General features: G+C 64.2%; 16 protein-coding genes and 1 pseudogene. 9 read left to right on the forward strand and 8 right to left on the reverse strand.

Annotated elements, in window-relative coordinates; translation table 11 throughout:
- Nucleotides 1–126 precede the first annotated feature (126 nt).
- The 6 genes from glyS (at nt 127) to DH10_RS19590 (ending at nt 6972) form a co-directional block, all read left to right on the forward strand.
- Nucleotides 127–2280: a glycine--tRNA ligase subunit beta gene (glyS, locus tag DH10_RS19565; RefSeq protein ID WP_192256641.1), complete on the forward strand. Its 2154-nt coding sequence runs from the start codon at nt 127–129 to the stop codon at nt 2278–2280.
- Between the two features lie 267 nt (nt 2281–2547).
- Complete coding sequence (locus DH10_RS19570) at nt 2548–2868, forward strand: ATPase (RefSeq protein WP_192256643.1); 321 nt, start codon at nt 2548–2550, stop codon at nt 2866–2868.
- A complete protein-coding gene (locus tag DH10_RS19575) occupies nt 2810–3577 on the forward strand; it encodes a hypothetical protein (protein WP_192385247.1) in 768 nt (255 codons plus the stop codon). Before DH10_RS19570 ends, DH10_RS19575 begins: the two co-directional genes overlap by 59 nt.
- A 130-nt stretch (nt 3578–3707) precedes the next feature.
- Nucleotides 3708–4670, forward strand: coding sequence for an L-threonylcarbamoyladenylate synthase (locus DH10_RS19580; protein WP_192385248.1), 963 nt, complete (start codon nt 3708–3710; stop codon nt 4668–4670).
- Between the two features lie 19 nt (nt 4671–4689).
- Nucleotides 4690–6120, forward strand: coding sequence for an FAD-binding oxidoreductase (locus DH10_RS19585; protein WP_192256649.1), 1431 nt, complete (start codon nt 4690–4692; stop codon nt 6118–6120).
- A 285-nt stretch (nt 6121–6405) separates the two neighbouring features.
- A complete protein-coding gene (locus DH10_RS19590) occupies nt 6406–6972 on the forward strand; it encodes a DUF6101 family protein (RefSeq protein WP_192256652.1) in 567 nt (188 codons plus the stop codon).
- Nucleotides 6973–7100: 128 nt separating this feature from the next.
- On the opposite strand, the gene ubiA is transcribed toward DH10_RS19590, so the two are convergent.
- Both ubiA and DH10_RS19600 read right to left on the reverse strand, forming a co-directional pair.
- Nucleotides 7101–8084: a 4-hydroxybenzoate octaprenyltransferase gene (gene ubiA / locus DH10_RS19595; protein ID WP_192256654.1), complete on the reverse strand. Its 984-nt coding sequence runs from the start codon at nt 8082–8084 to the stop codon at nt 7101–7103.
- Between the two features lie 51 nt (nt 8085–8135).
- A complete protein-coding gene (locus tag DH10_RS19600; RefSeq protein WP_192256656.1) occupies nt 8136–9047 on the reverse strand; it encodes a LysR family transcriptional regulator in 912 nt (303 codons plus the stop codon).
- Nucleotides 9048–9137: 90 nt separating this feature from the next.
- Here DH10_RS19600 and DH10_RS19605 point away from each other — a divergent pair.
- Both DH10_RS19605 and purD read left to right on the forward strand, forming a co-directional pair.
- Nucleotides 9138–9927, forward strand: a pseudogene (locus tag DH10_RS19605) (phytanoyl-CoA dioxygenase family protein).
- 175 nt (nt 9928–10102) lie between these two features.
- Nucleotides 10103–11383 (forward strand): phosphoribosylamine--glycine ligase, encoded by a 1281-nt coding sequence (purD, locus tag DH10_RS19610; RefSeq protein WP_192256660.1) that lies wholly within the window; start codon nt 10103–10105, stop codon nt 11381–11383.
- On the opposite strand, the gene melA (DH10_RS19615) is transcribed toward purD, so the two are convergent.
- From melA (DH10_RS19615) to melA (DH10_RS19640), 6 genes are all read right to left on the reverse strand, one after another.
- Nucleotides 11384–12754 carry an alpha-glucosidase/alpha-galactosidase gene (gene melA, locus DH10_RS19615; protein ID WP_192256662.1) on the reverse strand — a complete coding sequence of 457 codons (1371 nt, stop codon included), beginning with the start codon at nt 12752–12754 and terminating at the stop codon, nt 11384–11386.
- Nucleotides 12755–12774: 20 nt separating this feature from the next.
- Entirely contained in the window at nt 12775–14445 is a 1671-nt protein-coding gene (locus tag DH10_RS19620) for an ABC transporter ATP-binding protein (protein WP_192256664.1), read from the reverse strand.
- 10 nt (nt 14446–14455) lie between these two features.
- Entirely contained in the window at nt 14456–15592 is a 1137-nt protein-coding gene (locus tag DH10_RS19625; RefSeq protein ID WP_192256666.1) for an ABC transporter permease, read from the reverse strand.
- The gene (locus DH10_RS19630; protein ID WP_192256668.1) at nt 15593–16600 is read right to left on the reverse strand and encodes an ABC transporter permease; all 1008 of its coding nucleotides are present in this window, start codon (nt 16598–16600) and stop codon (nt 15593–15595) included.
- A 112-nt stretch (nt 16601–16712) separates the two neighbouring features.
- Nucleotides 16713–18797, reverse strand: coding sequence for an ABC transporter substrate-binding protein (locus DH10_RS19635; RefSeq protein WP_192256670.1), 2085 nt, complete (start codon nt 18795–18797; stop codon nt 16713–16715).
- Nucleotides 18798–18902: 105 nt separating this feature from the next.
- Entirely contained in the window at nt 18903–20369 is a 1467-nt protein-coding gene (gene melA / locus DH10_RS19640; protein WP_192256672.1) for an alpha-glucosidase/alpha-galactosidase, read from the reverse strand.
- 249 nt (nt 20370–20618) lie between these two features.
- Between melA (DH10_RS19640) and DH10_RS19645 the strand changes: the two genes are divergently transcribed.
- Nucleotides 20619–21461, forward strand: coding sequence for an AraC family transcriptional regulator (locus tag DH10_RS19645; protein WP_210325348.1), 843 nt, complete (start codon nt 20619–20621; stop codon nt 21459–21461).
- The last annotated feature ends 9 nt before the right edge of the window (nt 21462–21470 follow it).

The following is a 21470-nucleotide window of genomic DNA, read 5'->3' on the forward strand; positions in this document are numbered from 1 at the left end:
TTCTTCCCGACAGCCAGCCGCAAAATTTCCGGAAATCGATCAAAAAGGGGATCCGCATGCAGGGTGACAGCGGCCGGCCGAGTTGCTATGCCCCGCGCGGACATTCCTGCCGCAAGAGCCCTGTCGATGCCTGACCTGCTACTGGAACTTCGCTCCGAGGAAATCCCCGCCCGCATGCAGCGCAAGGCGGCGGGCGATCTCAGGAAGATGCTGACCGACGGTCTGGTCGAGGCGGGCCTGACCTACGAGGCGGCGCGCGAATACTGGACGCCGCGGCGCCTGGCGCTCGACATCCGCGGGCTGACGGCGCGCTCGAAGGACATTCGTGAGGAGATCAAGGGGCCCTCGACCACGGCGCCGGAGCAGGCGGTGCAGGGTTTCCTGCGCAAGGCTGGCCTTGCCTCGATCGCCGAGGCGCATGTCCATTCCGATCCGAAGAAGGGCGACTTCTACGTCGCCCACATCGCGAAGCCGGGCAGGGCGGCGGAGGAGATCATTGCCGAGCTGGTGCCGGGCATCATCAAAAACTTCCCCTGGCCGAAGTCGATGCGCTGGGGGCCGGCCTCGGCCAACCCCGGTTCGCTGCGCTGGGTGCGGCCGCTGCAATCGATCGTCTGCACCTTCGGCCCGGAGACCGAGGAGCCGGTGGTGGTCGATTTCGAGATCGACGGCATCCGCTCCGGCAACGTCACCTACGGCCACCGCTTCCACGCGCCGGGTCCGATCACGGTTCGCCGTTTCGACGACTACGTGGCCAAGCTCGAAGCGGCGAAGGTCGTGCTCGATGCCGACCGGCGCAAGGAGATCATCCTCGCCGACGCGCGCAACGTCGCCTTCGCCAACGGGCTCGATCTCGTCGAGGATGAAGGTCTGCTGGAAGAAGTGTCCGGCCTGGTCGAATGGCCGGTCGTGCTGATGGGCGAGTTCGAGCAGGATTTCCTCACCATTCCGGCCGAGGTCATCCGGCTCACCATCCGTGCCAACCAGAAGTGTTTCGTCACCCAGCCGCAAGGCGCGGGCGAAGACCTCTCCAACCGCTTCATCCTGGTCGCCAACATCGAGGCGAAGGACGGCGGCAAGGAGATCGCCTACGGCAACGGCAAGGTGGTGCGCGCACGCCTTTCCGATGCGCTCTATTTCTGGAAGACCGACCAGGGCGATTTGCCGGATCTCGACCAACTCGTGGAATCGGCGGCAAAGTTCGACCTGGATCTGAAGAAGCCGCTCGACCAGCGCATGGCGCGGCTCGATCACCTCAATGTCACCTTCCACGCCAAGTTGGGCACGCAGGGCGCAAGGGTCGCGCGGATCAAGCGCCTGGCTGAGGAGCTGGCTCCGGTCGTCGGCACCGATCGCGCGCTCGTCGCCCGCGCTGCGGTGCTTGCCAAGGCCGACCTGCAAACCGAAGTGGTGGGCGAGTTTCCGGAACTTCAGGGCGCGATGGGCCGCAAATATGCGCTGCTGCAGGGCGAGCATTCATCGGTGGCCGCGGCCGCCGAGGAGCACTACAAGCCGCAAGGCCCGTCCGACCGCGTGCCGACCGATCCGGTGTCGGTTGCCGTCGCGCTCGCCGACAAGCTCGACACGCTCACCGGTTTCTGGGCGATTGATGAAAAGCCGACCGGCAGTAAGGACCCGTTCGCGCTGCGGCGGGCAGCGCTCGGCATGGTCAGGATCCTGATCGAGAACCGCATTCGCCTGGGACTGACTTCGGTCTTCGCCAAGGCCTTTGCGGACTTCGCCAACGGTACCGGTCAGATATCCGACCTGCTTGCTTTCTTCCACGATCGTCTAAAAGTCTATCTTCGCGACCAGGGCGCGCGGTACGACCTGATCGACGCCGTCATCACCCCGCAGTCCGACGACCTTCTGCAGATCGTTCGTCGTGTCGAGGCGCTCGGCTCTTTGCTCGACACCGAGGACGGCAGGAACCTGCTGGCCGGCACCAAGCGCGCAGCTAACATCCTGGCCGCCGAGGAGAAGAAGAAAACGCTGGTCGCCGAGACTGTTGAGCCGGCACTATTCCGTGAAGACGCGGAAAAGAAGCTGTTTTCCGCGGTGAATCAGGCCGAGAAGGAAGCCGGCAAAGCGATTCAAAAAGAAGATTTTTCCACCGCCATGCTGACACTTAGCGTGTTACGCGAGCCCGTTGATTCATTCTTTGAAGGCGTTCTCGTGAATGATGAGGACCAGGCCGTGCGCGCCAACCGCCTGGCGCTGCTTGCCCGTATCCGCGCCGCCACCGATCAGGTCGCCGATTTTTCAAAAATCGTCGGCTGACGACCCGAAAAATCGCACGTTCGAAGCCGCCTGCATCCGCTAGGATGCGGGCGCGTTTCAACAATTTGGCATCCGAAATTTAACGCGCCGGAGCCGGCTTACAGTCATATGGCGATGACCTCCGCATGGGAGAACCAATGCATGTCGCCCAGAAGTGTTCAGCGGTTCTGGGACAACGACATGCATCAGACAAAGACTTAAGGCGCGTCGCCTGAATTCATTTCAGCGCGACGCGCCTTAAGACGTTCCCAACCACGGAGGCATGCCATGAATTCCGTTCACGATATCGAATTGACCGAAGAGACCCCGGCCGCCGCCGGGGCCACCGAAATCGCTTCCGACAACATGCTCGACCACGCCGCCGCCGCAGCGGTCGAAGCCGCCGAACCGTCTGAAGACGATGAAGAAGAAGGCGGCGAAGACGCCGATGAGGAAGCCTCGGGCGGCGAGTCGGAGGATGAGGACGACGAAGACGGCGACGACGATGCGGACGCCGACGAAGAAGCCAAGGCCTCGGGCGACGACGAAGATGAAGACGGCGAAGACGACGACGAGTCCGAAGATGACGACAAGGAAGAAGCGGCCTGAGCCGTTTCTCGCCGCTTGGAAAGAAGGAGGGGCGACACGGGCCGCGTCGCCCCTTTTTGTCGGTCCTGAAGGGTTGCGCGCCTACATTGCCTTGCTGAAGCGCGGCGATATCGGGGGCTCTTGCGGTTGGGCTTGCGGCTGCGCCTGGCCGTCCGAAGCGCCTGCGGTCGCGGCGGCCTTGTTGTCGGCCGTTTTGGTGTCGCCGTTGGGGGCCGCCGCGGCCGTGCCGTTGGGAGACGTGGCCGCAGCCGGCGCAGTGCCGTTTGCCGGTGTTGCAGCCGCCGGCGCTGGGGATTTGGCCGAGGCGGTCGCCGCGGGCGCTGCTGAAGCGCCACCGACGATACCGCCGCGAATGATCGTCGGCGCCTGCGCGTGCCTCTGCCCGGACTTCTCCGGGATTGCGGCCACCTTCTCATCGGTGACGGCTGGCACCGGCTCCTCGAGCGCCCCCGATGGCGTGGAAGCCTCGGAAACCTTGCCGGGCTCGATCGCGGCCAGCCTGACAACGGATGGCGTCGAGGTTGGAACGCCAGGCACGACAATGGACGAAGCCTGCGCCAAGCCGGTCGTCGCCAAAAGCCCGATACCGACCGCTCCCAGAGCAATTCCAGGAAAAATGCGTAACGGTTTTCCGTCCGCAATTGCGTCAAAGCAAAGCATACGCATCACGATAACTCCCGAGCCCAACAACCGGAAATCCGCACCCTAGGGGCGGCGAATTGATGCCGGCTTGCGCGGAAACTTAACATTTTAGGGATTGATAAATCGCCAATGGCCGCCCTTGCCCCTTGTTCCATGCCGTATTACGGGGACCCGCGTGTTCAGGATCGGTGGTGAATTTGGCTGAGATACTTGCCGTCGGCGAGGCGATGGAGCGGGCGCTGGCGCTGCTCGAAGGCGGCGATGTCGTCGCCATCCCGACCGAGACCGTCTACGGGCTGGCGGGCGACGCCACCAACGGCGTCGCAGTGGCGCGCATCTTCGAGGCCAAGGGCCGCCCGCACTTCAACCCGCTGATCGCCCATGTCGCCGACCTCGCCATGGCAGGCCGCATCGCCGGCTTCGATCCGCTGTCGGTGAAACTGGCCGAGGCCTTCTGGCCCGGTCCGCTGACGCTGGTGCTGCCGCAGCGCGCGCAAAACGGCATCCATCCGCTGGTCACCGCAGGGCTGGATACGATCGCGCTGCGCATGCCGAGAGGCTTCGGCGGTGAGCTGATCGCGCGGCTCGGCCGGCCGCTCGCGGCTCCCAGCGCCAATTCCTCCGGCAGGATCAGCGCCACGAGGGCCGAGGCCGTGGCGGCCGATCTCGGCGAGAAGATCAAGCTGGTGGTCGATGGCGGCGCGACGCCCGTCGGCCTGGAATCGACCATCGTCAAGATCGAGGACGGCAAGCTGTGGCTGCTGAGGCCCGGCGGCATCGCTGCCGGCGAGATCGAAGCTATTGCGGGCATAAAGATGATGCGCGGCGCTGCCGGCATCGAGGCGCCGGGCATGCTCGCCTCGCATTACGCGCCGGGCGCATCGATGCGGCTCAATGTCGGCAAGATCGCGAGCGGCGAGGCGCTGCTCGCCTTCGGCCGCGATCGCGCCGAAGGCTGGCGGGATGCCGTGGCGGTGCGCAATCTCTCCGAGGCCGGCGATCTGCGCGAAGCCGCGACCAATCTGTTCGCCTATATGCAGGCGCTCGACCGCAGCGGCGCCGCCACCATCGCCGTCGAGCCGATCCCGCTTGAGGGCCTGGGGGAAGCGATCAACGACCGGCTCGCGCGCGCCGCCGCCCCGCGTGACAAGATCGCCTGAGCACCATAGGTTTGGGCTCATGAACGACCAGCCTTTCGATCTCGACCCCCACCTCATCGACCGGTTCGCGGCAATCGTCGGCGACAAATACGCGCTGCGCGACCAGGCCGACATCGCGCCTTACATAACCGAGCGGCGCGGCCTCTGGCATGGTAGGACGTCGCTGGTGCTGCGGCCGGGCAGCGTCGAGGAAGTGAGCCGCATCATGCGGCTGGCGACCGAGACCGGAACGCCGGTCGTGCCGCAGAGCGGCAACACCGGCCTGGTCGGCGCCCAGGTGCCGGACAAGTCCGGGCACGATATCGTGCTGTCGCTCTCGCGGCTGAACCGCATCCGCGAGATCGATGTTTTGTCGAACACGGTCACCGCCGAGGCCGGCGTCATCCTGCAGACGCTGCAGGAAGCGGCCGACGCTGCCGACCGGCTGTTTCCGCTGTCGCTCGCGGCCCAAGGCTCCTGCCAGATCGGCGGCAATCTGTCTTCGAACGCCGGCGGCACCGGCGTGCTTGCCTATGGCAATGCGCGCGAGCTCTGCCTGGGCGTCGAGGTGGTGCTGCCGACCGGCGAAGTGTTCGACGATCTGCGCAAGCTGAAGAAGGACAACACCGGCTACGATCTAAAAAACCTCTTCGTCGGCGCCGAGGGCACGCTTGGCGTCATCACTGCCGCGGTGCTGAAGCTCTTTCCCAAGCCGAAGGGCAGGGAGGTCGCCTTCGTCGGCCTGTCTTCGGCTCAGGCTGCGTTGTCGCTATTCACCCTGGCGACGGACCAGGCCGGGGCAGCGCTCACTGCTTTCGAGCTGATCGGCAAGAGGCCGTACGACTTCACATTGAAGCATGCGCAGGGCGTGGCGCGGCCGCTGGCCGACGACTGGCCATGGTATGTGCTGATGCAGATCTCGTCGGGCCGCTCGGAAGAGGACGGCAGGGCGTTGATCGAGGAGGTGCTTGCCGCCGGCCTCGAGCGCGGCATCGTCGGCGACGCGGTGGTCGCGGCCAGCCTTGCCCAGGGTGATGCCATCTGGAATTTCCGCGAAGTGCTGCCCGAGTGCCAGAAGCCGGAGGGCGCTTCGATCAAGCATGACATCTCGGTGCCGATCGCCGCGATCCCGGACTTCATCGAAAAGGCGGCCGGGGTGGTGGAGACGGTTTGCTCCGGCGCGCGCGTCGTCTGCTTCGGCCACATGGGCGACGGCAATCTTCACTACAACATCTCCCGCCCCGTGGACTGGCAGGACGCGGCGTTTCTCGACCTGTACCATCCCATGAACAAGGCCGTGCACGACGTCGTGCGCTCCTTCCACGGCTCGATCTCGGCCGAGCATGGCATCGGCCAGCTGAAGCGCGACGAGCTCATCGCCACGGCGCCGCCGATGGCGATCGATCTGATGCGCCGCGTGAAGGCGGCCTTCGATCCGGCCGGAATCATGAATCCCGGTAAGGTTATCTAATTCTTCCAACATCTAAAGCAATTCCAGAAAAGTTCACAGCGGTTTTCCGTCCGGAATTGCGCAAAACAATGCCGAGAGCGGTTCAGCAATTCTATCAAAAGGATGAACCGCTCTTGTGGTTGGTCGCATTCCGATAACCATCGGCTCCGATCAGCAAAATTTAACTGACTTTCTTAAGCGCGGCGGTAAGAAGCGAGCGCTAATGTTTCTCCTCATAACGAGGCCGGAAAAACCGGCCCGGAGAGAACCGGAAAACGGCCCTCAGGAGAAACAGGAAGGCATTCGATGAACACTGGACTGAAGCCAGTCTGGGCGGGACGCAACATGCGCCTCGACCCGTTTCGCCTGCCGCAGATGGTAAGCTATGCCACACGCGACGACTATGGCGATGTCACCTTCACTATCGACCAGCGCGGCGCCGTCATCCGGCGCATGCTGGAGATGAGCGGCGTGCCGGCGATCATCGCGCTGCCCGCCAATGCGTTCCGCGGCGTCGCCGCCCGCGCCATGGAAGATCCCGACGGCAACGTCACCGTGACGCTCGAACTCCTGCACAATGATCCGATGCTGTCGGTGCCGCTTTTGGTCGCCGACGATCTCGACGACGTCGCCGCCGACTGGCGCGCCTGGGCCGACGCCTATCGCCTGCCGATGCTTCTGATCGAGGCCGACGGCATTGCCCGCACGCTGGAAGAATCGCTCGGCGCCGCCATCAAGGCGCTGCCGCCGCAGGAACGCCGCAAGGGCCGTGTCTCCAACATGCGCCGCCCGCGCTTCCTCGCCCGCCGCAGGACCGGCAATCTCGGCCTGCGGCTCGTCATCGGCGGCGAGGAAATCATCGCGCGGGAGTAGTCTGCTTGTCACGCTGACGATTGGCGAAACCGCCGATGACAGCCTTCTTCTCCCCGTCACTATACGGGGAGAAGTGCCCGGCAGGGCGATGAGGGGCGGCATAGTGACGGGGAGAAGGGAGACTTCCCTTACACCAGCGGCTTCAGCGCCACCCACAGCGCGCCGCCAATCAGCCCCAGGAAGATCAGCCAGCCGACCTGGTTGTTCGACTTGAACAGCTTCAGGCATTGGTCCGGATCGTTGATGTCGAGCCGGATGATCTGGCGCGCCATATGCGCGCCGGCTGCGATCAGCCCGGCCAGCGCCGGCATCGGCACCTGCGCCGAGGCAAAGGCGATGGCGAAGCAGACGAGCGTGCCGCCATAGAGACCGACCAGCCAGGTCTTGGTGTTGTCGCCGAAGAGCCGCGCCGTCGAGCGCACGCCGACGATGGCGTCGTCTTCCTTGTCCTGATGCGCATAGATCGTGTCGTAGCCGATCACCCACAGGATCGAGCCGATGTAGAGCATGATGGCGGGGCCATCGAGGTCGCCGAACTCGACCGCCCAACCCATCAGCGCGCCCCAGGAGAAGGCCAACCCAAGCACGAATTGCGGCCAGTTGGTGATGCGCTTCATGAACGGATAGACGGCGACGATGGCGAGCGAGGCGATGCCCAGCGGAATGGCGAAGCTGTTGAACTGCAAAAGCACGCCAAGCCCGACCAGCGCCTGGATGATCAGAAACGCCCACGCCTGGCGGCGGGTCACCTTGCCGGCCGGCAGCGGCCGCGAGCGGGTGCGCTCGACCTGGTTGTCGATGTCCTCGTCGACGATGTCGTTGTAGGTGCAGCCGGCGCCGCGCATGGCGACGGCGCCGACGAAGAACAGGAGCAGGTACCAGGGCGCCGGCAGCAGCGTCAGCAGCGGATCCGTCGGGCGCGGATAGGCGCTAGCCGCAAGGGCTGCCGACCACCAGCAGGGCCACAAAAGCAATTGCCAGCCGATCGGCCGGTCCCAGCGCGCGAGCTGCGCATAGGGCCACAGCCAGCGCGGCAGCACCCGGTAGACCCAATGGCCGCTCGGTGCGTCGGCGACGCGGCCCTGGGCCGCTTTCGACTGGATGGTTTCCATCGCGATGGAGTGGCAGCAGCGATGGGCGGCGTCAAGCGGCCGCGTTGTCGCTCAAGTGGTGAAAACATCGTGACTGGCGAACCACGCTTTCGCCGTCTCGATGAAGGCGAGCGCCGCCTTCGGCAAGCGCTGGCGCGTGTCGTGGGCGAGAATAATGCGCTGCATGGGAAGCGGGTCGGAAATCGGCTTGCAGATCAGCGGCAGGCCGTCATAGCTCATGTCGCCATGCGGCCTTGTATAGCTGACCGCGACGCCGAAGCCGTTGGCCACCATGCTGCGCTGCAACTCGAACGAGCTTGTCGATGACTGGGTGACGGGCGACAGGCCGCGGCTGAGGAAGAGATCGAGCATGTGCTGCCAGCTGTGCGGCTGATCGGTTGTGATCAGCGGGTGAGCGGCGAGATCCGCCAGGCTGACTGTCTGCTTGTCCGCCAGCACATGGCCGGCCGGCAGCAGCGCGTGCGGCCGAAGCTCATGCAAGAGGATGCGCTTGAAATGCGCCGGCAGGCCGAGATCGTAGGTCAGGCCGAGATCGACGGCGCTGTCGGCCAGGCGCCGTCCGAGCGTCTCGAAGGTCTCGTCGCGGACGATGACGGTCACCGACGGACAGCGCTCGGAGAACGAACGGATCAGCGCCGGCGCGAAATAGGGCGCCAGATCCTCGAAGCAGCCGAGCACCAGTTCGCCGCCGACGTCGGCTTCGCGCGATCCGAGCGCGGCCAACTCATCCGCCTCGGCCAGCACCTGCCTGGCCTTCGCAACGGCGCCGCGGCCGAACGACGTCAGCGCGATGCCGCTTCCCCGCTGGCGCGCGAACAGCTTTTGGCCGAGCGCGTCCTCGATGTGGTCGATCGCCACCGAGATTGAAGGCTGCGACACATTCAGCGCCTTGGCGGCCATGGTGACGCTGCCGTAGCGTGCCACGGCGACGACATAGCGCAACTGCGTGAGGGTCAAAGCCATAGAGTAAAACTATAAGTGAGATGAGAAGTTATTATTTTACTCGATATTAGGCGGCTGCGATAGTTGGGCCCTCAACTCTAGGAGAGCGACATGGCCAGCCAAAAAATCGACGCCGCAACGATTGCCGACTACCAGCGCGATGGCGCGGTCTGCATCCGCGGCGCGTTCAGGGACTGGGTCGATGTCATCGCCGACGGCATCGAGCGCAACATGCAAAACCGCAGCGCCACCGCCTCCGACATCGCCAACGGCAAGGGCAGCTTCTTCGACGACTATTGCAACTGGGAGCGCATCCCGGAATTCGTCAGGATCGTACGGGAATCGCCCGCCGCTGAACTGGCGGCCGCCGTCATGCAGTCGCGCAGCGCGCAGTTCTTCCACGACCATGGTCAAGGAGCCCGGAACGCAGAAACCGACGCCATGGCACCAGGACATCCCCTACTATTTCGTCGACGGCAGTCAGACGGTGAGCTTCTGGATCCCGATCGATCCGGTGAAGGAGGCGACGCTTCGGCTGATCGCCGGCTCCCACAAGTGGGACAAGATGGTCCTGCCGGTGCGCTGGCTGAATGACAGCAATTTCTATGCCGACGAGGGCGACTACCTGCCGGTGCCCGATCCCGACAACGACCCGTCGATGAAAGTCCTCGAATGGGAGATGGAGCCCGGCGATGCCATCCTGTTCGATTTCCGCACCGCCCATGGCGCGCGCGGCAACATGACCTCGGCCCGGCGCCGGGCGCTGTCGCTGCGCTGGGTCGGCGACGACGCGCATTATGTCGAGCGTCCGGGCCGCACCTCGCCGCCCTATCCGGGCCACGACATGAAGCCCGGCCAGAAACTGCGCGAGGACTGGTTCCCCATCGTTTTCCAGAGCTGAGGCGTTTTCCGGGGGACTGATCGGCCGGACCACCTCGCCAGGCTCGACCTTGTCTCATCTCTTCTTGATGAGGGCCATGTTCCCGTGCGCAATTGCCGCCAAATTGCCAACACGCCTTGACCCGTCGCCCGCGGACCAATAGCGGGTTCAGGGAGACGATCAGCAAGAGGTGGCCATGAACGTTCTTCTTCTCGGCTCGGGCGGCCGCGAACATGCGCTTGGCTGGAAGATGTCCGCCTCGCCGCTGCTGACGAAGCTCTATGCCTCGCCCGGCAATCCCGGCTTCGGCCGCGTTGCCGAACTGGTCAAGCTCGACATTTCCGACCATTCCGCCGTGGCTGCCTTCTGCCAGGAGAAGAAGATCGACCTCGTCGTGGTCGGTCCGGAAGCCCCGTTGGTGGCCGGCATCGCCGACGACCTGCGCGCCTGGGGTATCCGCGTCTTCGGTCCGTCCAAGGCGGCGGCGCGGCTCGAAGGCTCGAAAGGCTTCACCAAGGACCTCTGCGCGAAATTCAACATCCCGACCGCCGCCTATGGCCGCTTCAGCGATCTCGTCTCGGCGAAGGCCTATGTTGAGAAGACGGGCGCGCCGATCGTCATCAAGGCCGACGGGCTTGCCGCCGGCAAGGGCGTCACCATCGCCATGACGCTGGAGGAGGCGCTGGCCGCGCTCGAGGCCTGTTTCGACGGCGCTTTTGGCGCCGCCGGTGCCGAGGTGGTCGTCGAGGAATATCTGACCGGCGAGGAGGCGAGCTTCTTCTGCCTGTGCGACGGCGCCACGGCACTGCCCTTCGGCACCGCGCAGGACCACAAGCGCGTCGGCGACGGCGATACCGGCCCGAACACCGGCGGCATGGGCGCCTATTCGCCGGCGCCGGTGATGACGCCCGAAATGACCGAGCGAAGCATGCGCGAGATCATCGAGCCGACCATGCGCGGCATGGCCAATCTCGGCTCGCCTTTCGCCGGCATTCTCTTCGCCGGGCTGATGATCACCGATCAAGGCCCGAAGCTCATCGAATACAACACCCGCTTCGGCGATCCCGAATGCCAGGTGCTGATGATGCGGCTGAAGGACGACCTGCTCGTGCTCCTCAACGCCGCCGTCGACGGCCAGCTCGCGCACATGTCGGCGCGCTGGAGCGACAAGGCGGCGCTCACCGTGGTGATGGCGGCGAGGGGCTATCCCGGCACGCCGGAAAAGGGCTCGGTCATCCGCGGCTTGGAGGAGGCCGCGAGCGAAGGCGCCGAGATATTCCATGCCGGCACCGCCATCAACGGCGGCGCGCTGGTCGCCAATGGCGGCCGCGTGCTCAACGTCACAGCAACCGGCGCCACAGTCGGGGAGGCGCAGAAGAAGGCCTATGCGGCGGTCGACCGTATCGACTGGCCGCAGGGCTTCTGCCGCCGCGACATCGGCTGGCGCGCCGTCGAGCGCGAGAAGGCTGGCGCCTGATCAGGCAGCCGCGCTTTTGCGGCCGCTACGCGCCCAGGCCGGCAGCCAGTCACCGTGAGCGGCGATCAGGTCGTTGACCAGCGACCAGATCTGGTCGAGATCGAGTTCGGCCGCGGTGTGCGGATCCATCATCGCCGCGTGGTAGATGTGCTCGCGATTTTCCGCCATCAGCGCCCGCACCGTCAGTTCCTGCACGTTGATGTTGGTGCGAATCAGCGCTGTGAGCTGCGGCGGCAGGTCGCCGATATAGGTCGGCTGTATGCCCGAGGCATCGACCAGGCACGGCAATTCGGCCGCGCAATCGAAGGGCAATGAAGTGATGCAGCCATTGTTGCGGACATTGCCGTAGATCACCGACGGCTCGCCGGTCCAGACCGAGTTCATGATCGAGGAGGCGTATTCCTTCGATTGCTCGACCTCGATCCGGTCGGCCGAGCGGTAGGCCTCCGCCTGTCCCTTCCAGCGCTCGATCTGCTCGATGCAGCGCTTCGGATATTCATCGAGCGGGATGCCGTATTTCTCGATCAGGTCGGGGCGACCGTCCTTGATGAAATAGGGAGTGTATTCGGCGAAATGCTCCGAGCTTTCGGTGACGAAATAGCCGAGCCGGGTCAGCATCTCGTAGCGCACCTTGTTGGGGCAGCGCGGGTTCCAGCCGGGCTTGGGCGCGCGGCCTTCGCGATAGGCGCGGACAAGGTCGGGATAGAGGTCGCGGTACGACCCGTCCGGCTGGCGGTGCTCGAACTTCAGATAGAAGGCCATGTGGTTGATGCCGGCCGAACGGTAGCGGATTTCCTCGTAGGGAATGTCGAGGTCGTGCGCCAGTTCCATCGCCGTGCCTTGCACCGAATGGCAGAGACCGACCTGCTTGACGGCAGGGTATTTCTCGGCGATCGCCCAGGTGTTGATTGCCATCGGGTTGACGTATTGCAGCATGATCGCCTCGGGGCAGACAGCGAGCATGTCCTCGCAGATCTTCCACAGATGCGGCACGGTCCTCAATCCGCGCATGATGCCGCCGACGCCGAGCGTGTCGGCGATCGTCTGGCGCAGGCCGTATTTCTTCGGCACCTCGAAGTCGGTGACGGTGCAGGGCTCGTAGCCGCCGATCTGGAAGGCGACGACGACGAAGTCGGCGCCGGCGAGCGCCTTGCGCTGGTCGGAATAGGTCTCGGCCTTCGCCCTCACGCCGAGTGTCGCGATCAGCTTGTTGACGACGACGGCACTCTCTTCCAGCCGCTGCGGATTGATGTCCATCAGCGCGATCGTCGCGCCTGACAGCGCCGGCCGCTGCAGCACGTCGCCGACAATGTTCTTCATGAACACCGTCGAGCCGGCGCCGATGAAGGTGATCTTGGGATTTCTAGCCACTATGAACCTCCGGCAAATGTTCAGGCCACGTCGAAGGCGGCCCTGACGAGCCGTTCGGTGTAGGCGGTCTTGGGATTGGAAAGCACCTCGTCGACGGGTCCCTGCTCGACGATCTTGCCGTGCTGCATGACGATGACGCGGTGGCAGAGCGCCCGCACCACCTTGAGGTCGTGCGAGATGAACAGATAGCTCAGGCCCCGCTCGTCCTGCAGCTTGCGCAACAGGTCGATGATCTGCGCCTGCACCGAGAGGTCCAGCGCCGATGTCGGCTCGTCGAGCAGGATGAACTCGGGCTCCAGCGCGATGGCACGCGCGATCGCGACGCGCTGCCGCTGGCCGCCGGAGAATTCGTGCGGAAACCGCGACAGGATATTGCCGGGCATGCCGGCGCTGATCAGCGCCTCGCGCACCCGCTCGTTCCGCTCGCGCCGCGTCGCGCCGATCCTGTTGACGACCAGACCTTCCTCGATGATCTGGCCGATCGTCATGCGCGGATTGAGCGAGGAGAACGGATCCTGGAAGACGACCTGCATGCGCGAGCGCAGCGGCCTCATCTCGGCGCGCGTGAGACCCTGGATCGGCTTGCCGTCGAAACGGATCTCGCCACGCTTGGCGTCCAGCAGCCGGAGCAGCGCCTGGCCGAAGGTGGTCTTGCCGGAGCCGGATTCGCCGACCAGTCCGAGCGTCTCGTGGCGGCAGAGTTTTAGATCAAGGTCGTCGACGGCGACCAGCTCGCGCCAGTCCGGCTTCAGGAATGTGCCGTGGCGTAGCGTGAAGCAGACGCGCACGCCGTTCGCCTCGAGGATGGTGCCGGACTTATCGGGCAGCGATTTCGGCCGTCCGCGTGGCTCCGAGGCGAGCAGCCGCTGCGTGTACGGATGCTGGGGATCGGCGAACAGCCGCTCGGTGACGTTGTGCTCGCGCATCTCGCCATTCTGCATCACATAGACGTAGTCGGAGAACTTGCGCACCACGGTGAGGTCGTGCGTGATCAGGATCACCGCCATCCGCATCTCTTTCTGCAGGTTGCGGATCAGGTTCAGGATCTGCGCCTGGACGGTGACGTCGAGCGCGGTGGTCGGCTCGTCGGCGATCAGCACGTCGGGCTCGTTGGCCAGAGCCATGGCAATCATGACACGCTGGCGCTGGCCGCCGGAGAGCTGATGCGGATATTGCTTGAGCCGCGCCTCCGGCTCCGGAATCTGGACATGCTTGAGGAGTTCGAGCGCCCGGGCCCAGGCTTGCCTGCGGCTCACCTTGCGATGCACCCTGATCGCTTCGACGATCTGGCTGCCGACCGTGTAGATCGGGTTGAGCGAGCTCATCGGCTCCTGGAAGATCATCGAGATGCGGTTGCCGCGCAGCTTGCGCCGGGCGCGCTCGGAGAATTTCAGGATGTTCTGCCCGAGATAATCGACACTCGACCTCGGCGATACGGTTGCCCGCCGCGACAAAAGCCCCATCACGGTGCGCGCAGTCACCGACTTGCCGGAGCCGGATTCGCCGACGATCGCGATCGTCTCGCCGCGATAGAGCTGGAACGAGATGTCCTTGACCGCCTCGACGGTGCCATGCTCGACCTTGAAGGCGACCTCGATGTTGCGGGCGTCGATGACGGGCTGGTCATGGCGGCCGTCATGGTCGAGCCGGACGGCTGGTGCGAAGGATTCTGCGAGCGCGATCGTCGTCATTCCGGCCACCTCAATAAGGATCGACGGCGTCGCGCAGGCCGTCGCCCAGCGCGTTGAAGGCGAAGACGGTGACCAGCACGAAACCGACCGGCGACAGGATCCACGGATAGGTGCCGATGACCGAATAGGTCGCGGTATCCTGCAGCATCAGCCCCCACGAGATCAGCGGCGGCTTCACCGCGAAGCCGAGGAAGCCGAGGAAGGATTCCAAGAGCACCACCGTCGGGATCGCCAGCGTCACGGCGACGATCACATGGCTCATCACATTAGGGAAGATGTGCTGCATGATGATGCGCCGGTCGGTGGCGCCGACCGCCATGGCGGCGCGCACATAGTCGATGCGCGCCAGCGCCAGCGTCTTGCCGCGCACCTCGCGCGACATCTGCGCCCAGCCCAGCGCCGACATGACGATGATGACGAAGGCGAGGAAGACATTGGTCGGCGCGGTGACCGGGATCAGCGTCGTCAGCGCCAGATATAGCGGCAGTTGCGGGAAGGCGAGCACCAGCTCGACGAAGCGCTGCATCCAGACATCGAACCGGCCGCCGAAATAGCCGGAGACCATGCCGACGGTGGTGCCGATGACGGTAATGATGAAGACGACCGTCAGCGCGATCATCAGCGAGACGCGCGAGCCGTGGATGGCGCGCGATAGCACGTCGCGGCCGAACTTGTCGGTGCCAAGGAAATGCACCGGCTCGCCGTCCATCGAGCCGAAGAAATGCCGGTCCGCCGGAATGAAGCCGAGCAACTTGTAGGGCGCGCCTTCGACGAAGAAGCCGAGCAGTCGCGGATGGTCGTAGTCGGGGCCGACGATCGGCTGGAATGTGACCGGGTCGAGGTCGGTCGACTCGGCCAGCGCATAGATCCTGGGCCGGGCGGTAAAGTTGCCGTCCTTGTCGTGGAAGCTCGGCACCTGCGGCGGCGCGAAGGCGATATCGGTGGCCTTCGGGTCCAAAGGCGCCAGGAATTCCGCGAGCACGGCCATGAGAAGCAGCAGCACGACCAGGCAAAGCCCGGCCATGCCGGTCCAGGAGCGCCTCAGCCGGCGCCAGACCAGCGCGATGTAGCTTTCATTGCCGTGCGCGGGTTGGCTCACGGCGCCTTCCGCCGGCGGTGGCGGGGGTGATGGATCGCGCGCCAGCATCTAATGCTCCCCGTACTGGCGCACGCGCGGGTCGAGAAGCGCGAGCAGCATGTCGGCGATGATGTTGCCGACGATCAGCGTCGCCGACAGCACCATCATGAAGGTTGCCGTCACATAGACGTCGCCGACCGCCATCGAGCCGACGATTGCCGGTCCGACGGTGGGCAGCGCGAAGATGATCGCCGTCTCGATCTCGCCGGTCAGCATGTAGGGCAGCACCACGCCCTGATACATGACCAAAGGGTGCAGCGCGTTGGGCACGGCATGCCGCATCACCACCGCGCCGCCGGTCAGGCCCTTGGCCTTCGCCGTCTCGACATATTGGGCATTGAGCGTGTCGAGCAGGTTGCCGCGCATCACGCGCATGTTGTAGGCGAGGCCGCCGAAGGTCGCGATCGCCACCACCGGCCAGACATGCTTGACGAGGTCGACGAACTTCGCCCACGACCATGGCGCGCCGCCGTATTGCGGCGAGAAGAAGCTGCCGATCTCCGACACGTTGAACTGGAAGACCAGCAGATAGACGATGATCAGCGCCATCAGGAAGCGCGGCACCGTCATGCCCAGGAACGAGATGGCCGAAAGTGTGGAGTCGATCCAGGTGTACTGGCGTGTCGCCGCCCATATGCCGAAGGTAATGCCGAGCACCGAGGCGAGCAGGTGGCAGACCAGCGCCAGGAGCAGCGTGCGTGGCAGGCGCTCGCCGACCACGTCGGCGACCGGCTTGTTGTAATAGAGGCTGTAGCCGAAATCGCCGCGGGTGACGATGCCGCCGATCCAATTGAGATACTGGACGGGCAGCGGCTTATCGAGGCCATGTTCCTTGCGATAGGCCTGGGCTTGCGCGTCGGCCTCGGCATAGGAAGCGCCGCCCTGGTTGATGAGTTGCGATTTGATGTAGTCGGCATAGTCGCCAGGCGGCGCCTGGATGATGGCGAAGGTGACCAGGCTCAAGATGGCGAGGACGGGGATCGCCGACGCTATGCGCATGAGCAGGAATCGCAACATGGACGGTCTGCTTCCTTTTCTCGCCGGTTCACGCGTTCGCCGCGTTTGGAGGATCTGCTTTTGTCCGGCCGCGCCGCAACGCGGCCGGACGTCTCTTCGTCAGGGAGGTTAACTAGTCCATCGGCCCCTTGTCTCCCGGCTTGCCGGGCAATTCCTCGGGGAACAGCTCATGCTTGGCCTGCTTATCGGCCGCGACGAAGACGCGTTCGCGGATGATCGAATCCTCGGCCCAGTTGAACATGAAGATCGGGGTGCCCTGCGGAATGTTGGAGAAGCGCTTGTTGACGATCAGCGCGCCGGGATATTCCGTCAGGCCGACATTGTAGACGTTTTCCGTCGAGATCTTCTGGAACTTCTTCATCAGGTCGGCGCGCTGGTCGTTGTCCTGCGTCGAGACGAACTTGTTGACGATGTCGACGAGGTCCTTCTCGAACGGCATCAGATCGACCTCGCCGCTTTCCGGCGCGCGATGGTTCCAGCTGGTCTTCGGACCGACGGGGGCAAGCTGCTCGGTGTTCTGCACGACGGAGGTGAGCTCCTGGTCATTGCGCCGGATCAGCCAGTCGAAGCGGCCGGAATATTGGATCGCGTCGCGCTGCGTGCCGTTGACCCCGTTCAGCACGACTCTCAAGCCCAGCTTTTCCATCTGCGCCACGACGCCTTCGGCAAGGCTCTTGTCGGTGGTGTAGTCATTGTTGACCAGCATGACGATCTCGACATTCTTGCCGCCGGCGGTGCCGGCCGGGAAGTTCACGAAGCCGTCGCCGTCCGTATCCTTGAGGCCGGCCTTGGCGAGCTCGGCCTTGGCGCCTTCGAGATCGAACGGATAGTAAACCGTCGACTTGCGATCATAGAAGCTGGTGCCGGAGGAGAAGCCGCCGGGATAGATGGCGGTGAACGGTCCCTTGACCAGCGAGTCGCCGAGCGCCTTGCGGTCGATGGCCATGGTCACGGCCTTGCGGAAATCCTCATTGCGGTTCAGCTCGCGCAGCGCCTGGCCGCGTTCGTCCGGATTGCCCCAGCCATTGGCGGAGAAGTTGAAGCGCAGATTGTAGCCGATGAGGCGCGGACCGAAGGCAAGCCGTGCCGGCGCGTTCTTGTCAGCGGCGCGCTTCAGCGAGGCGACGAAGTTTTCCGGCTGCTCGAGGTTGGAGAAGTCGCCCGAGCCTGCGACCGCCTGGACGTCGCGATCGGCCCAGGTCGAGAGCTTATATTGCAGCTCGTTGAGATAAGGCAGTTGGTTGCCCTTCTCGTCGACCTTCCAGTAGTAAGGGTTGCGCCGCATAACGATGATGTCGTCCGGGCGGTATTCGACCGGCACCCAGGCGCCCATCACCGGCATGTTCATGAATTCCGGCGGGAAGGCGTTCTTGAACTGGTCGTAGGTGTTCTTCGAATATTTCGGATGATGCGGCTTGAGGATATGCGAAGGGCCGGGGCAGAACGTGCCGTAGGCCATCGCGTAGAGATACTGCCTCGGGAACGCCTCCTTGAACGTCCATTCCACGGTATAGTCGTCGACCTTCTTCAGTGTGGTGCCGACGCCGAATGTTTCCGGTGTCGCGCCGTTGAGCGGCGAGACGTTGGGATCGACGACCTCGTCGTCCCAGTAGAACATCACATCATCGGCGTTGAAGGGCACGCCGTCCGACCATTTGGCGCCTTCGATGAGATGCATGGTGAGCTTGTGGCCGTCTTTCGACCATTCCCAGCTCTTGGCGAGGTTCGGCAGCGGCTCGGTGTCCTTTGCATCGACCTGGAACAGCGGCGCGGTGCGTGTCAGGCATTCGGAAAGCGCGATGTCGATTCCGCCCCAGCCTTGCGTTTGGCCAGCACCGTAATTCCAGCCTTCCGGCCTGCCGCCGATGACATGGCGCATCGTGTCGCCATAGACGCCGGTGCCGTCCGGCATGTTGGCGGTCTTGAAGACCAGCGGCTCCTTGGGCAGCCGGTCCTTGAGCAGCGGCAGCTTGCCGGTCTTGACGTATTTCTCCGTCACCCAGTCCGGCTCGTGATACTCGGGCAGCGCTTTGAACTCCAGAATGGAGTCGCGCGCCACATAATGGATCTTGCCCTCGGCTGGAAATGCCGCCGGCGCCGGCGGCACCGTTGGCTCGGAAGCGAAAGCGTTGAGCGCCGGAATTGAAACGCTCAGAACCAATCCGGAGGCAATGCCAATTCTGCGTAAGGTCCTCATAGTCTTCCTCCCACGTGTTAGACGTCTGCTGTTGCCCGCCTTCTATTCGGTGCGGCTGATAGCGGCGGACCAACCTCCCGTCGGTCCGTTTCCACAGCCAAGTTGTCAGCCGGCCTGTTTGAGCGCCGCCTTTTCGGCGCGCAATTCCTCGATCGAGCGCACGCTTCGCCGCGCCGCGCCCGCCCATTCGCGGGTCTTGACGCTCGATTTCGAAAGCCGCTCTTTTGCCGCCGGCACGGCACCGGCGTATTGCGGCAGCCAGGCGGCTTGGGCGACGACCATCTCGTCCACCATCTGCCAGACCTCTTCCGGCGTCGATACCGCGCCGACCAGCGGATCGTGCAGCACAGCGAGCTTCAAGAGGTCGATGTCGCCGGCGATCGCGGCATGCACCGACATGCGCTGGACGTTGATCGAGGACATGCAGGTGGCGGCACAGGCCTCAGGCAGCGTGATGCCGGCCGCCATGTTGATGCCGAAGCGGTCGACGAAGCCGGGTGATTCGATGATGGCGTCCTGCGGCAGGTTGGCGATCACGCCGTTGTTCTTGACGTTGAAGTGCCCGCGATAGACGCGGTTCGTCTCCAGCGCCTCGAGAATGTGGCTGGCATGCTCGTTGGAGCGTTTTGCCGGATCGATCGGCTTCGACGCCGCTTCGAGGAACTGCGGATATTCCGTCTCGAACCAGTTGCGGGTCTCGGTCGAGTAGCGCAGGTAGCCGCCGGTCTCGCCATGGATCCAGTCCGACATGTCGATCCAGCGCGTGATCTCGTCGGGGCGCTTGCGGTACCAGGGCAGATATTCGGAGAGATGCCCGTTGCTCTCGGTCGAATAGACGCCGAAGCGCTTCAGCACGTCGATGCGCAGCTTCTCCTGCTTCGAATAGACCGGATGCGCCTCGAAGGCGGCGATCAATTCGTCCTTGCCGATCGGCCGGCCGTTCAGCCGCAATTCGATGAACCAGGTCTGGTGGTTGATGCCCGAACAGACATAGTCGAGTTCCCGGGGCGATTTCGCGCCGAGCACCTCGGCGATCTGCTCGGCGCCGTGCTGCACGCCGTGGCAGAGCCCGACCGTGTCGACCTTGCCGTATTCGATCGCGGCCCAGGTGTTCATCGCCATCGGGTTGGCGTAGTTGAGGAACTTGGCGCCGGTCGCGGCGACCTCGCGTATGTCCTTGCAGAAGTCGAGGATCACCGGGATGTTGCGTTGGCCGTAGAGGATGCCGCCGGCGCAGATCGTGTCGCCGACGCACTGGTCGATGCCATATTTGAGCGGAATGCGGATGTCGTCGGCATAGGCTTCGAGGCCGCCGACGCGCACGCAGCTGATGATGTAGCGCGCGCCCTCCAGCGCCTTGCGGCGGTCGGTCGTCGCCGTCACCTTGGTCGGCAGATTGTTGGCTTCCACGATCCTGTCGAGGATCGCCTTGATCATCCCGAGATTGTGCTCGCTGATGTCGGTCAGCGCGAACTCGATGTCCTTGAATTCGGGCACGCAGAGAATATCGGTGAACAGCTTCTTGGTGAATCCGACGCTGCCGGCGCCGATAATAGCGATTTTGAAGCTCATCACCTTCACCTCGTTCCAATCGAATGTTAGGCAAGGAGCAGCAAGGGAGGATATGGCCGCACGCCAGCACGCGTGCTCGCCATTCGAGCCGGAAATCCGGCTCTTTCTCCTCCCGCCCGCTCCTCGATCGCGGGACTTTCCCGTTCTTGATGAGCCGGATTATGCGCTTATTCGCGGGCGCGGCCAGAGAAGGATTATGCTTTCGAGGGTAATTTTGTGCTGCAGGACCTGATCGCCAATGGAAAGCTGATGCGGACGATCTCGCTGCCGCGCGGCCGCCAGCGCCTGCATGCCATGCCGACCAGCACCGGCTATGAAGTGCGCGAGGACGAGACCTACGACTGGGATGGGCGCAAGCGCGGCCAGACCCCGTTCACGGTGCTCCAGCATACGATCAGCGGCACCGGGCAGTTGCGCTACGAAAGCCGCAACTATCGCCTGCAGGCGAACGACACGCTGCTGGTGCTGGTGCCGCACAACCATCGCTATTGGTTGGCCAAGGGCGACCGCTGGGAATATTTCTGGATTTCGATGAACGGCGAGGAGGCGTTGCGCATCCATAAGTCTATCCTCAGCGTCTCCGGCCCCGTGTTCCGGCTGCAGCCCGCGACCGTCGATCACCTTGCCGATTGCAGCCTGCGCCTCATCAAGGGGGCGGGTTCGCCGGGCGCGGCGTCGGCGATCGCCTATGAGGCGGCGATGGCGCTCTATGACGATGTCTTCGGCTCGCACGCCTTCGCCGAGAAGCAGAGTGCCATGCAGCCGGTCATCGATCACATCAACGCCAATCTCGACAAGCCGCTGCCGGTGGCGGAGCTTGTCGGGATCAGCGGCCTCAGCCGCGCGCATTTCTCGCGCTGCTTCGCCGAGAGCGAAGGATTGCCGCCGGCCGAATTCGTGTTGCAGCAACGGCTGCAGCGCGCGGCGAAACTGCTGACCAGGGCGGATTTCCTGCCGGTGAAGGAAGTCGCGGTGCTGTGCGGTTTCGAGGACGCGAACTACTTCTCCAAGGTTTTCCGCCGCTGCTACGGCATCAATCCGACCCAGTTTCGCACCACCGGCATGTATGCCAGCCTGGGCAATCATCGCTGACGGCAGCGT

This window comes from Mesorhizobium silamurunense (assembly GCF_014843825.1).
GTDB classification, from domain to species: Bacteria; Pseudomonadota; Alphaproteobacteria; order Rhizobiales; family Rhizobiaceae; genus Mesorhizobium; species Mesorhizobium silamurunense.